The following is an 11,840-nucleotide window of genomic DNA, read 5'->3' on the forward strand; positions in this document are numbered from 1 at the left end:
GCCTCCGCGTCGCCCGCCCCACCGATTTTTCCCGCCGGGCTCCCCTGCGGAAGGCCGGGAGGGGTACCCGGACGCGGCCCGAGCGCAGGAGGAGACAGCGCCGATGAGCATCACCTCGTTCCCGCCGCACGCGCTGCACGACTACGCGCTGCTTGGCGGACGGGGAACGCGGCGCCCTGATCGGACCGGACGGCGCCGTCAACTGGCTGTGCGCGCCCACCCGGCACGACGACGCCGTCTCCGCCTCCCTCATCGGCGGCGCGGGCGTCTGTGCCGTGACCCCGCGCGGCCGCTGGGTGCCCGGCGGCCACCACGAGGAGGGGGCCCTGATCTGGCGCAGCCGCTGGGTCACCACCGACGCACCCCAGCCGCGCAAGCCCCGTCAGTGCCGGTGGATGAGGTGGTGCGGTGGCGGCTCGGGGCGGCGCTCGCCGCTGGGCATGACGGGGTGCCGGCCGAGCACGAAGACCCCGGTGAGCGCCGCCACCACCCCGGCCGCCTGCCAGGCCAGCGCGTCCGGCGTCGTACGCAGTTCGTCGTTGAGGAAGCCGATGCCGCAGGCGATGCCGCTCAGCGGCTCGGCGGCGCTCAGCGCGGGCAGGGACAGCCGCAGCGGCCCGGCCTCGAAGGCGCTCTGCACCAGCAGCAGCCCCACCACCGCGAGTGCCACCACGCCCCAGGGCTGCCACGAGGCCAGCAGCCCGGTGAGCCCCTCGGCGCCGAAGATGCCGCCGCAGACGCGGGTGAGCGCGTCCTGCAGGCCGTACAGCGTGCCGGCCGCCGCGGCCAGGAGGGGCGGCCGGTGCAGCAGCCGCAGTCGCTGGGAGATGACGACGAGGATCCCGGCCACCGCCAGCACGCAGCCGATCACGACCCAGTGCCGCAACGCGCCGGCCTCGCCCTGACCGCTGTGCGGGCGCCCCGCCACCACGAAGGCCGCGACCCCGCCGCTGAGGGCGAGCGCCCCCAGCCACCCCGACCAGCCCAGCGGCTGGTCGCCCATCCACCGGGCGAGGGCCATCGCGAAGAGCAGGTTCATGGTGAGCAACGGCTCCACCTGGGCCAGGCTGCCCTGCGTCAGCGCCAGCGCGCCGAGAACCTGACCGAGCACCATGCAGCCGATGCCCGCCAGCCACAGCGGCACCCGCACCAGGTCCAGCAGCAGCCGGAACGACAACATCAAGGACAGCGGTTCGCGTTCGGCCGCGTGCTGCTGGAGCACGAAGCCGAAGCCCAGCAGACATGCGGCGGGAAGGCCGAAGAGGTACACCACGGCGTGCCATCCTCCCGCCCGGAGCGGGCGAAGGCTCCGGACGGCGGGACCCCGGCCGGGACCGTCCCGGAAAGAACACCCGCATGGCTCATCGCCGTGCCGCTCGCGCGCCGGCGCCGACACCCCGAAGCACCGAACGGCACGTGGGCGGTCACCTCACCGGCTCGGCGCGGACGGACTTGACCGCCCGGTGCCGGACCGGCTCCCGTGCCCGCGAGCCGGCGCCGCCGCACGTTTGAAAGCCGTGAGCTCCGGCTATCCCTCGATGGTCGTCGGCATCGACGGGCGCACGGCGCACGGACGCACGGGGACGGGCGGGGCGGAGAGTGCGCTCATGAGCGGCCGGCGGACCCCGAGGCCGCGCCGGGGCCCATCACTCGAGGAGGTTCAGCTTGGGACGCGCCACGGCGGATCCGTACCCCGCCCCGTCCACCCTCCTGCCGGGCACCGTGCCCACGACGGGCGTGGCGCTCGTGACGGGCGCGTCCTCCGGCATCGGCGCGGCGGTCGCGCGTGCCCTGGCGGCGGAGCGGTGGACGCTGCTGCTCTCCGGACGCGACCGGACCCGGCTGGACGCGGTGGCGCGCGAGACGTCCGGCGTCGCGATCCCCTGCGACCTGGCCGGCGCCGACGGCGCCCGCCAACTGGCCGAACGGGCCCTGCGCCGGGCACCGGGCGTCGACCTCCTCGTCGCCGCCGCCGGGGTGGGCTGGGCCGGACCGTTCACCTCGATGCCCAGCAGCGAGGTGGACCGGGTGCTCACCGTCGACCTGGCCTCGGTGGTGCACCTGGTCCGTCAGGTGCTGCCGCACATGGTGACGCGGGGGCGGGGCCGGCTGGTGCTGATCGGCTCCGTCGCGGGGTGCGTCGGGGTGCGCGAGGAAGCGGTGTACTCCGCGGCGAAGGCGGGCCTCGGCACCTTCGCCGACGCGCTGCGGTACGAGCTGAACGGCACCGGCGTCGGAGTGACCCATGTCGTGCCGGGCGTGGTGAACACCCCGTTCTTCGCCCGGAGAGGGGTGCCCTACTCCCGCCGCCGGCCCCGTCCGGTCCCGCCCGAGCGGGTGGCCGCCGCGGTGGTCGAGGCGGTGCGCCGCGGACGCCACGAGGTGTTCGTGCCCGGCTGGCTCCGCCTCCCGGTCGCCGTGCGGAGCCTGGCACCGACGCCGTACCGGCGCCTGGCGGCCCGGTTCGGCTGACGACCGGACGGCGACCCATCCGGACCCGGTGACCGCGGGACCTGACGGACTTGAAGGGAGACGCGCATGCGGGGCGGTGCCGAGCGTGACCGGCTGTTCACCGCGGCCATCGCCGCCGTGCCCGTGCTGGCCGCCGCCGCCCACATCGTCCCGGCCGTCACCTGGCTCCCGGGACCGCGCCGCGCCTGGCTGCCCGCCCTCGCCGGCGTCGGCCGTACCGACCACGTGGCGCTCACCTTCGACGACGGCCCCGATCCCCGCTCCACCCCCGCCTTCCTCGCCGCGCTGGACGAGCTGGCGGTCCGCGCCACGTTCTTCGTGCTGGGCGAGCAGGTGCTGGCCCACCGGCGGCTGAGCCACGAGATCGTCCGGCGCGGTCATGAACTCGCGGTGCACGGCTGGACGCACGACCGCCCCTGGCGGCCCGCGCCGGTCAGGGAGACCCGGCGGCTGGCCCGGGCGGCGCACGCCGTCGCGGAGGTGTCCGGCGCGAACCCCGTCTGGTACCGGCCCCCGTACGGCATCCTGACCGGCGACCGGCTGCTGGCCGCGCGCCGCACCGGGCTGCGCCCGGTGCTGTGGACCGCCTGGGGCCGCGACTGGGCGGCCGATGCCACCGCCGGGTCCGTGACGGCGACCGTCCTGCCGGACCTGCGGGGCGGCGGCACGGTGCTGCTGCACGACACCGACCGCCACGCGGCACCGGACTGCTGGCGGGCGGCGCTGGCCGCGCTGCCCCGGCTGGTGGGCGCCTGCCGCGAGACGGGCCTGACCGTCGGACCGTTGGGCGAACACGGTGTCGCGCACTCGGCACGCACGGCCCGCGTCGGCGCCGGCTGACCCGGTCACGGGGATCTCAGGCGCGGAGGCGTTCCAGCGCGGACCGTTGGGCGAACACGGTGTCGCGCACCCGGCACGCACGGCCCGCGTCGGCGCCGGCTGACCCGGTCACGGGGATCTCAGGCGCAGAGGCGTTCCAGCGGGCTCACGACGTCACCCCGGACCAGGGTGGGGGCGGCCGTGGCGCGGCGGCCGGGTCCCGGGCCGCCGGAGGTGAGACGGCCCAGGGACCGCAAGAGCTGCCACGGGTCGGCGGCGTGCTCGGTCAGGCCGAGCGTCGCCATGCGGTGCACCCCTTCGGCGCCGTGGCCGGGGATCGGACGGTACCCGACGACCGGTACGCCGACGGCCAGCGCTTCCAGCGCCGTCTGCCCCGCCGCGTTGTCGACCACCGCCGCGCACGCCGCGAGCAGGCCCGGCATGTCGTCCACCCAGGACAGCGCGAGCGTTCCCGGCACCTTCGACAGCAGGCGGCGCAGGCGCTCGTTGCGCCCGCACAGGACGACCGGCAGATAGCCGGCGCCGGCCAGCAGCCGGGCCGTCGCGCCGAGTCTGCTGCCCGCCCCCCACGCGCCCGCGGACAGCAGCACGGGCGGGCGGCCGTCGTCGGTCGTGAGCCGCCGACGCCAGGACGCCTCACCTGCCGGGTGCGGGCGGAAGCGGTCGGCCAGCAGCGGGCCGCAGGCGGTGGCGGGGCGCCCCAGACGGTGCCGTACCTCCCGGGCGATCTGCGGGGTAAGGCACAGGTGCAGGTCGTTGCCCCGGTGCAGCCACTGCCGGTGGACGGCGAAGTCGGTGATGACCACCGCGCTGGGCACCGCCAGCCGCCCCCGCGCCCGCAGCCCGCCGGTCAACTGGGCGGCGAGGTGGAAGACCGCCACGACCGCGTCGGCCCGTTCGCTCGCGACCTCCGCCCGCAGTCGGTCGCCGGCGAGCGCGGCGAGCGGGGCGCTGCCCGGCCGCGGCCCCGCGCCGCCGCGGAAGAATGCTGCGTAGACGCCCCCGTAGAGGGCGGGAACATGCCGGATCGTCGCGCGGTAGAAGCCGCGCAGCCCGGCCCCGACACGGGCGGGCAGCAGCTCCAGCACGTCCCGGTGCACGGCCTCGTGCCCGCCCGCGCGCAGCCGCCGGGCCAGCTCGCGGGCCACCGCGTCGTGGCCGGAGCCCATGCTCGCGCTGACCACCAGCAGCCGGCTCACGGCAGACGCCGCACCGGTGCGGCCGCGGACGTCCGCCCGGCCGGGCGGACGCGCGGAGCGGTGCGGCGGGCCGGAGGGCACGGGCACGGCCAGGGGCACGTATGCGGCATGGTCACCTCGTGGGAACAGTGAGTGACGTACGACGGGTATCCGTGACACCGGCCGTTGACGGGCGCCGACCGGTCTCCACCCTTCACGCACGGGCGGTGTGAACAGGTTTATCACCGTGCACGGCGGATACGTCTTTGTTCGCTTTGGGTATCTTTGTCCGCCCGCCGAGCGTGCGGTGGCCGCCCGCCGGGTCCTCCCGCGAACGACAGGCAGTCGCATGAACGTGCTCACCGTCATCACAGCGCTGCTGTCCGCGCTGTCCAACGGGGCGGCGTCGGTCCTGCAGCGGCGGGCCGCGGTCGAGCCCGACGAGGTCTCCGGTCACGGCGCCCGGGCGGCGGCGGGCCGCCTGGCGGGACTGCTGCGCCGCCCCTACTGGTGGGCGGGAGCCCTGGCCATGTCGGCATCCGCGGTCTTCCAGGTGATCGCCCTCGACTCGGGGCAGCTCTCGCTGGTGCAGCCCCTGCTGGCCAGCGAACTGTTGTTCACCCTGCTCATCGGCGCGGTCGTGTTCCGCCGCCGCCCCACGGCAGGCACCTGGCGCTCCTTCGTGATGCTGGCCGGCGGACTGGCGCTCTTCCTGCTCAGCGCCTCCCCGGCCCCCGGCGGAGACCGGGCCTCCGACTGGCTCTGGCTCGCCGTCGGAGGCGGGCTGACGTGCTGCGTCGCCGTCCTCCTGGTAGCCGCCCGGCGCATGCGCGGCCCCCTGCAGGCCGCCACCCTCGGCACCGCGACCGCCGCCTGCTTCGCGGTCACGGCAGCGCTGATCAAGGAGGTGACCGGCCGGTTCCCGGCGGGGGTCACCGCGGTCCTGACCACCTGGCACACTTACGCCGTCGCCGTCACCGGCCTGCTGAGCGTCCTGCTCCTGCAGTGGGCGCTGCGGGCCGGCACACTGGCCGCCTCCCAGCCGGCCCTGACTCTCGGCGACGCCCTGATCAGCGTCATCCTCGGCGGCCTGCTCTTCGGGGAGAGCATCGCCCTGGGCTGGCGGGTGCTGCCCGAGATCGCCGGCGTCCTCCTCATGGCGCTGGGCATCATCGGTCTGACCCGGTCGCCCGTGATGTCCGCCGGACGGAGCTGGGACGCGGCGGAGCCGGAGCCCACGCGGGCCCGGCGGGACGCCTGATCCGCCGGGCGGGACGCCTGTCCCGCGCAGCCGCACCCGCCCGCGCACGGGAGCGGTGACCCGGCCGGACCGGGGGGAGTGGACGCTGTGCCGGCCCGGGTGATCGGTGTCCCGGGTCCAGGCCGATCCGTGCTCCCGGGACCCGACGCCGACGCGCGTCCCGGACGGCGATCGGAGGGCCGGGCCGGTGCGAGGCGCCGTCGGCGCACGGCCGATTGTCAGTGCCGTCTGATTAATTCACGTGCAGCGAGATCGACATGGCCCGAAGTGGGTAATCGGTCGTCAGTTCCTGCGGTAGGAGGCCGTTCTTGATGCAGATGATGCTCCCGCGTCACCAGAGGTCCCAAGGTGCCCGACTCGGTCGCGGCGCCGCCGATCTCCTGCGCATCATCGCCGACCCGGGCACCTCGGTCTTCCTGACGGTGCACGAGGGTGGACGCCGCAGGTACGCCTACTGGCAGCCGTTCGATCCGTCCACGGGCAGGGGCGGCGGATACGTGGCCCTGCCCGTGGCCGAGTGCGACGCGCTGCACGCCGCCGGGCGCATCGTCCTCGGCGACCCGCTCGTCGACCCCGGCAAGGTCACCTACCGCGTCAGATCCGTCCCGGCGCGGTCCGCTCGCGGGAGTGCCGTGCGGCAGGTGGCCCGGGCGGCCTGAGCGCCGGGCGGGCGCACGGCGGGTCCACCGGGCCGCCGTCGCGCTGATCGCGTCCCGCTCGGCGGTGTGACACGTGCGACGGGCGTGGTTCCCGAGGCCCGCGCCAGGTGATAGACACAGCGGCGTCACAGTTCCTGTCCGCCAGCAGGAAGGTTGCTGTCGCATGTCTGCAACACGCCGTCAGGTCCTGGCCCAGGCAAGTGCGGTGGGGGCGGGTATCGCCTTCACCGGGGCCCTGTCCGAGCTCTTCGCGGGCACCGCTGCCGCGCGGAACCTGGGCGACACCGGCTATGGCCCGCTCGTGCCCGACCCCGACGGGCTGCTCGACCTGCCGAAAGGTTTCCGCTACACCGTGCTCTCCCGCGAAGGGGACCAACTCCGTTCGGGAGAGGGCTTGGTGCCCTCCAATCACGACGGCATGGCCGCCTTCGCCGGCCGAGGGAGCCGTACGCACCTCGTCCGCAACCACGAGAACCGGGTCACCGCGAAGATCCCCGTCCCGACGGTCGGCGGCCTCACCTACGACCCGGCGGGCAAGGGCGGCTGTACGGCCCTGACGCTCGACGCCGGGCAGCGCGTGCTGTCCGAGCGGGTCGCCATCGCCGGCACGGCCGTCAACTGCGCCGGTGGCCGCACTCCCTGGGGTACCTGGCTGACCTGCGAGGAGACCGAGGACAGGGCCGGCACCAACGGGTACACCAAGGACCACGGCTTCATCTTCGAGGTCCACCCCACCGAACCGCACCGCACCGGCGCCGTCCCACTGACCGCGATGGGCCGCTTCCAGCACGAGGCGATCGCCATCGACCCGCGCCACGGCGTCGTCTACGAGACCGAGGACGCCTTCGACAAACCCTTCGGTCTCTTCTACCGATTCCTGCCCGAGAAGCCGCTCGGCGGCGTCGGTTCACTGCGGGCGGGTGGCCGGCTTCAGGCGATGCGCGTGCCCGGCGTACCCGATCTGTCGACGATCCAGGAGACCGGCGCACGGTTCGACGGCATCGAATGGGCCGACGTACCCGACCCGCTGGCCGCCGCCACCCCCACCCGGCTGCAGGACTACGGCCCGGGGGGCATCACCCACGCGCAGAAGCTGGAGGGCTGCTACTGGGGCGGCAGTTGCGTGTACTTCGTGTCGTCCTTCGCCCGCAGCGCGGCCGGTTCGGCGGCCGACCACTACGGGCAGATCTGGCGCTACGACCCGGCGCGCCGCCGACTGACCCTGGTCGTCGTGTTCGGCCCGGACACCGATGTGCAACTGCCCGGCGAGTCCCCGGACAACATCTGCCTCGCCCCCAGCGGCGGCCTGATGGTCTGCGAGGACGGCAACGGCGCGCAGCACGTCTTCGGCGTGACCCGCGGGGGCGAGGTGTACGCGTTGGCGCGGGGCCGCCAGAACATCGGGACGGCCCAGGAGCCCGAGTGGGGCGAGTTCGCCGGAGTCACCTTCGCCCCCGACGGCCGCACGATGTACGTCAACTGCTACACGCCCGGCACCACCTTCGCGGTGACCGGGCCGTGGCCCAGGTAGGACCCGAACGACCGCCGTCATGGCGGGCGGGGTACTCGCCCCGCCATGACGCGGCGGCCGGGCAGCCGGTCGCGGGCGCCGCTACCGCACGATGCGGTGCCTCCGGCCGCCTCGGCGCAGGCGCACGGCGCCGTACACGAGGTCGGCGAGCAGTACGGCGGCTCCGATGATCAGCAGATAGAACAGGCCGTGGGCGGCGAACCCGATGATGCCCAGGACGAGGGCCACGAGGATCAGGAGCAGAAACAGACTCATCGGCTCTCCAGGTGGCTTCGGCCGCTCGGCGGCGGTCGGTTCGACGGCGGCGGTTCGGAGGCGGGCGTTCAGCGGCGCCCGAGGCGGCGTTCGCCGCCGGCGCCCGGCGCGTAGTCGAGTTCGTAGTGCGCGAAGACCGCCGGCTCGTCCGACGCCGGCAGCTCTCCGTCGGTGTCGATGGCGGGAGCCTTCTTCACGGCGTCCCTCGCGAAGGCGACCCGCAGATACCCCGGACCGACGGTCGCGCCGGCGAGCGGCACGAACGCCAGCCGGCGGCGGGTGGGCAGCCCCACGGTCACCGTGGCGAAGAACGGCTTGTCGGTGGCGGTGTCGACGTAGACCGACTCCAGGGCGCCGATCTTGCGCCCGCCGGGGTCGACCACGTCGTGCCCACGCCACTCACGGATGTCGCCCGCCTCGAACATCATGAACCTCCACCGACCTGGTACCCGCGTTCGGACGCCTGATGTCCTTCAGGCGCGGGCCGACGTTACGTTTGTCCCAGCAGCCGCCGAACGACCCTGGAGCACCGGTGCCCGTACCCCTCGGCGAGGACGTGGTGGCGCTGCTGCGCCGCCCCAGTACCTGCTACATCGCCACGACGATGCCCGACGGCTCGCCCCAGCTCACCCAGACCTGGGTCGACACGGACGGCGAGCACGTCCTGATCAACAGTGTGGAGTCGCACCAGAAGACCCGGAACATCGCCCGTGACCCGCGAGTGGCCGTCGCGGTGTCCGATCCTTCGGAGCCGGCCTCCTACGTCCAGATCCGCGGCCGTGTGGTGCGGGTGACCACGGAAGGCGCGGTCGACCACATCGAGGCGCTCTCGCGGAAGTACCTCGGTGGCCCCTACCCGTGGTTCGGCGGCCGGGACCAGGTTCGGGTGATCTACGTGATCCAGCCCGAACGCATCAGCGGCCCCCGCGGCTGACCAGGGTGCCCGGGCTCCGGGCGCGGACCGGGTCCGTGCCCTGGTCAACGGCTGTCCACGGGCCGACGGAGCCGAGTGCGGGCAGAATCGACGGTGTGGACGTGCACCAGCCACCGGAGAAGACGCCCGACGGACACTTCGTCGTCATCGGCGGGCGGCGCTGGCGGGCGACGGATCCGTCCCTTCCCGAGGAGACAGCCGCCCGCCTTCGACGCCATCTCATGGCGGCTCGCCGCGCGGTACGGTCCGCGACCTCCGCGGACGACCCGGGGGCCGAACGGTCGGCACGCGCACGCGTGCACCGCGCGAAGGTCGCGCTGGGCGAACGCGGCACACCCTGGTGGGAACAGTCCGGGGCCGAGCGCCGCCGGCGCTGGCGGGACGGGCTCGCCCGGCTCGAAGAGGACGGCCCGCGGTGACCCGCTCAGGACATGAGGCGCTCCCGGTCCCCCATCACCACGACGGGATGGTCGCCGGGATCGAGGGTGCGCAGCAGGGTCCGCATGCCGGACTCCGGGACCGTGACGCAGGCCGACGTGCCGTCACCGTGGTCCAGGTGCAGCCAGATGCCGCCGCCCCTCTCCACCCCTTCGGGCCGGGACCAGTCGTAGGGCGGGGCGCCCACGAGGCGGTTGTAGTTGATGGCGATGACGTAGTCGAAGTCGTGGGCGTGGGCCTCATCATCAGTGATCGAGGACGCGAAGGCGTGGTCGTCGTGCCAGTACGGCAGCCGGCTGCCCGGATTCCCGAGCGTGCCGCCCGCCTCGGTCAGGCCGAACACGCCGACGGGAGTGCGCTCGTCGTCCATACGGTGGTCCGTGGCCCAGCCCAGCCTGCCGTTGTGCGCGGGCCAGGCTGCCGTCCGCTCCCAGCCCGTGGCCCGCCTCTCGTAGAGCACCAGGAGGCTGTCGGGCGAGTCCCGGCGATCACCGTAGACGACCACGACCTGGCGGGAATTGGCCGGCACCTGCTGCCACATCCGGTCCCCGACCCCCGGGAGGCGAGAGCCCACGGACGCCGGGGGAGAGGCCGGCAACGCCGGGTTGTTCGTTCCCGGCGCGCCACCCGGGCTCGTCGGCTCACCGGCGCCGCACGCGTCCGTCGCCACCAGCAGGAGGCCGCAGGCCAGGGCCGCGCATATGGCATGCCGCACACCACCGTGCCGCAGCCGCCGAGAAGTTGCCCCCGGGACGGACCCGGTAACAGTGGATTTCCGCATGATCAGGATCCTGGGGCGCGCGCCCCGGGCACGCATCCACACAGGGCATCCGGCCTAACCCGGCACGGCCACCGGCAGGGCCGGACCGATGGGCACGTCGCGCATCCTCATGCTCGCATGAGTGGAGTGTGGTTCAGATGTGCAAGACGAGTTGATTGACACCGACTGATCAGGGAACCCGGACCACGTCAACCGGCCGGTGCGGACTGCCACGTCAGCGCGCCGGCGGCTGTGGTCCACTCGCAGGGGAGAAGTCGTGACACCACGCCTCGGAGCGGAAGAAGAGTTCCATGTACTGGACGTGGAGAGCGGCCGACTCGTACCACGCGCCGCAGAGCTGATAGGGCGCCTCGGCAGACCTGGCTTCACCACCGAGCTGCAGCGGTCGGTGGTGGAGAGCAACAGCGGCGTCCACGGCACGCTCGAGGAGCTGTACACCGACCTCTCCTCGACCCGGCTCCGCCTGGACTCGGCGGCCGCCGGACTCGGCCTCGCCGTCGTCGCCGCGGGTACCGTGCCGCTGGCCCGCGTGCGCCCCCTGGACGTCACCGACGACGCCCGCTACCAGCGCATGGCCGACGAATACCGCATGGTCGCCGACGAACAGCTCATCTGCAGCGCGCAGATCCACGTCGACGTCCCCGACCGGGACACCGCCGTCCGCGCCATGTGCCTGGTCTCGCCGTGGCTGCCGCCGCTGCTCGCCCTGTCGGGCAGCTCCCCGTTCTGGCTGGGGTCCGACACCGGGTACGCCAGCTGGCGGACCATGCTGTGGCAGCGGTGGCCGACCGCCGGACCGGCCGGCTGCCACCCGGACGCCGCCGACTACGACAGGTCGCTCGAGGAACTGATCCGCTCGGGCGTCATCAGCGACGCCGGCATGGTCTACCACGACGTCAGGCCGTCGGCCCACCAGCGCACGCTCGAACTGCGCATCTGCGACGCCTGCCCGCGGGTGGAGACCGTGGTGCTCGTCGCGGGCCTCTTCCGGGCCCTGGTCCGCGACGCCTGCGAGCGCCTGGCACAGGCGGACGGTCCCTTGTGCGACGGCCGCCACGACTGGCTGCGGGCCGCCTCCTGGCGGGCCGCGCGATCGGGCCTGGAGGGCCACCTCGTCGATCCCGTCAGCCGGTGCGCGGCGCCGGCCGGCACGGTGCTGACCGGCATGCTGGCCCGGTTGCGCCCGGCGCTCGAGGCGTCCGGCGACTGGGACACCGTGCACGCGCTCCTGGAGGAGGCACTCGCCCTCGGAAGCGCCGCGCAGCGGCTGCGCCGCGCCGCCCGGGCCGGCGGCCTGCTCGCCGGCGTCGACATGCTGACCGCCGAGACCCGCGGCGAGCGGCCGGCGGGCCGGCCGTCGGCGCGGCCGGCCCGGCCCACCGCGTGGTGGGACCCCGTCGGAGCGCACGTCCCCGGCCACGGCACCGCCGCGCCGGCCCGGAGCGCCTGAGTCGCCCGTCCTCCGGCGGCCGCGGACGCACGGTCTCCGTG

The 11,840-nt window shown here is 74.4% G+C and carries 13 protein-coding genes and 1 pseudogene; 9 read left to right on the forward strand and 5 right to left on the reverse strand.

Features of this window, described 5'->3' with window-relative positions; genetic code table 11:
* Positions 1–152: 152 nt before the first annotated feature.
* Positions 153–290: pseudogene (locus tag ACFVVO_RS23610) on the forward strand (trehalase-like domain-containing protein); the annotation flags it as partial.
* Positions 291–382: 92 nt separating this feature from the next.
* Here the strand turns inward: ACFVVO_RS23610 and ACFVVO_RS23615 are convergent.
* Positions 383–1,273: a DMT family transporter gene (locus tag ACFVVO_RS23615; protein ID WP_390057565.1), complete on the reverse strand. Its 891-nt coding sequence runs from the start codon at positions 1,271–1,273 to the stop codon at positions 383–385.
* A 392-nt stretch (positions 1,274–1,665) separates the two neighbouring features.
* Here ACFVVO_RS23615 and ACFVVO_RS23620 point away from each other — a divergent pair, with 392 nt between their 5' ends.
* Together ACFVVO_RS23620 and ACFVVO_RS23625 are read left to right on the forward strand one after the other, a co-directional pair.
* Positions 1,666–2,472, forward strand: a complete 807-nt coding sequence (locus ACFVVO_RS23620; RefSeq protein WP_390057566.1) for an SDR family NAD(P)-dependent oxidoreductase — start codon at positions 1,666–1,668, stop codon at positions 2,470–2,472.
* 66 nt (positions 2,473–2,538) lie between these two features.
* On the forward strand, positions 2,539–3,312 hold the full coding sequence (locus tag ACFVVO_RS23625; RefSeq protein ID WP_390057567.1) for a polysaccharide deacetylase family protein: 774 nt from the start codon (positions 2,539–2,541) through the stop codon (positions 3,310–3,312).
* 119 nt (positions 3,313–3,431) lie between these two features.
* Here ACFVVO_RS23625 and ACFVVO_RS23630 read toward each other — a convergent pair whose 3' ends face one another.
* Positions 3,432–4,481, reverse strand: a complete 1,050-nt coding sequence (locus tag ACFVVO_RS23630; protein WP_390057747.1) for a galactosyldiacylglycerol synthase — start codon at positions 4,479–4,481, stop codon at positions 3,432–3,434.
* Between the two features lie 358 nt (positions 4,482–4,839).
* On the opposite strand from ACFVVO_RS23630, the gene ACFVVO_RS23635 reads away from it, so the two are divergent.
* The 3 genes from ACFVVO_RS23635 (at position 4,840) to ACFVVO_RS23645 (ending at position 7,941) form a co-directional block, all read left to right on the forward strand.
* Positions 4,840–5,751 carry a DMT family transporter gene (locus ACFVVO_RS23635; protein WP_390057568.1) on the forward strand — a complete coding sequence of 304 codons (912 nt, stop codon included), beginning with the start codon at positions 4,840–4,842 and terminating at the stop codon, positions 5,749–5,751.
* A gap of 311 nt (positions 5,752–6,062) precedes the next feature.
* Positions 6,063–6,410 carry a hypothetical protein gene (locus tag ACFVVO_RS23640; protein WP_390057569.1) on the forward strand — a complete coding sequence of 116 codons (348 nt, stop codon included), beginning with the start codon at positions 6,063–6,065 and terminating at the stop codon, positions 6,408–6,410.
* 163 nt (positions 6,411–6,573) lie between these two features.
* Positions 6,574–7,941 carry an alkaline phosphatase PhoX gene (locus tag ACFVVO_RS23645; protein WP_390057570.1) on the forward strand — a complete coding sequence of 456 codons (1,368 nt, stop codon included), beginning with the start codon at positions 6,574–6,576 and terminating at the stop codon, positions 7,939–7,941.
* Positions 7,942–8,022: 81 nt separating this feature from the next.
* On the opposite strand, the gene ACFVVO_RS23650 is transcribed toward ACFVVO_RS23645, so the two are convergent.
* Together ACFVVO_RS23650 and ACFVVO_RS23655 are read right to left on the reverse strand one after the other, a co-directional pair.
* On the reverse strand, positions 8,023–8,196 hold the full coding sequence (locus tag ACFVVO_RS23650) for a hypothetical protein (protein WP_390057571.1): 174 nt from the start codon (positions 8,194–8,196) through the stop codon (positions 8,023–8,025).
* 68 nt (positions 8,197–8,264) lie between these two features.
* Positions 8,265–8,621, reverse strand: a complete 357-nt coding sequence (locus ACFVVO_RS23655; RefSeq protein WP_390057748.1) for a PRC-barrel domain-containing protein — start codon at positions 8,619–8,621, stop codon at positions 8,265–8,267.
* A 107-nt stretch (positions 8,622–8,728) separates the two neighbouring features.
* Here ACFVVO_RS23655 and ACFVVO_RS23660 point away from each other — a divergent pair, with 107 nt between their 5' ends.
* A complete protein-coding gene (locus ACFVVO_RS23660; protein ID WP_390057572.1) occupies positions 8,729–9,130 on the forward strand; it encodes a PPOX class F420-dependent oxidoreductase in 402 nt (133 codons plus the stop codon).
* Between the two features lie 95 nt (positions 9,131–9,225).
* On the forward strand, positions 9,226–9,549 hold the full coding sequence (locus tag ACFVVO_RS23665; protein WP_390057573.1) for a hypothetical protein: 324 nt from the start codon (positions 9,226–9,228) through the stop codon (positions 9,547–9,549).
* A gap of 5 nt (positions 9,550–9,554) precedes the next feature.
* Here ACFVVO_RS23665 and ACFVVO_RS23670 read toward each other — a convergent pair whose 3' ends face one another.
* Entirely contained in the window at positions 9,555–10,097 is a 543-nt protein-coding gene (locus tag ACFVVO_RS23670; RefSeq protein ID WP_390057574.1) for a L,D-transpeptidase family protein, read from the reverse strand.
* A gap of 508 nt (positions 10,098–10,605) precedes the next feature.
* On the opposite strand from ACFVVO_RS23670, the gene ACFVVO_RS23675 reads away from it, so the two are divergent.
* On the forward strand, positions 10,606–11,799 hold the full coding sequence (locus ACFVVO_RS23675) for a YbdK family carboxylate-amine ligase (protein WP_390057575.1): 1,194 nt from the start codon (positions 10,606–10,608) through the stop codon (positions 11,797–11,799).
* Positions 11,800–11,840: the final 41 nt, after the last annotated feature.

The organism is Streptomyces sp. NPDC058145 (genome assembly GCF_042884245.1).
Taxonomy (GTDB): domain Bacteria; phylum Actinomycetota; class Actinomycetes; order Streptomycetales; family Streptomycetaceae; genus Streptomyces.

Bases quoted from the DNA above. Each gene is read 5' to 3' on its own strand.
- ACFVVO_RS23625 (WP_390057567.1), top strand. From the start codon at position 2,539: ATGCGGGGCGGTGCCGAGCGTGACCGGCTGTTCACCGCGGCCATCGCC.
- ACFVVO_RS23630 (WP_390057747.1), bottom strand. From the start codon at position 4,481: ATGGGCTCCGGCCACGACGCGGTGGCCCGCGAGCTGGCCCGGCGGCTG.
- ACFVVO_RS23645 (WP_390057570.1), top strand. From the start codon at position 6,574: ATGTCTGCAACACGCCGTCAGGTCCTGGCCCAGGCAAGTGCGGTGGGG.
- ACFVVO_RS23650 (WP_390057571.1), bottom strand. From the start codon at position 8,196: ATGAGTCTGTTTCTGCTCCTGATCCTCGTGGCCCTCGTCCTGGGCATC.
- ACFVVO_RS23640 (WP_390057569.1), top strand. From the start codon at position 6,063: ATGCAGATGATGCTCCCGCGTCACCAGAGGTCCCAAGGTGCCCGACTC.
- ACFVVO_RS23635 (WP_390057568.1), top strand. From the start codon at position 4,840: ATGAACGTGCTCACCGTCATCACAGCGCTGCTGTCCGCGCTGTCCAAC.
- ACFVVO_RS23655 (WP_390057748.1), bottom strand. From the start codon at position 8,621: ATGTTCGAGGCGGGCGACATCCGTGAGTGGCGTGGGCACGACGTGGTC.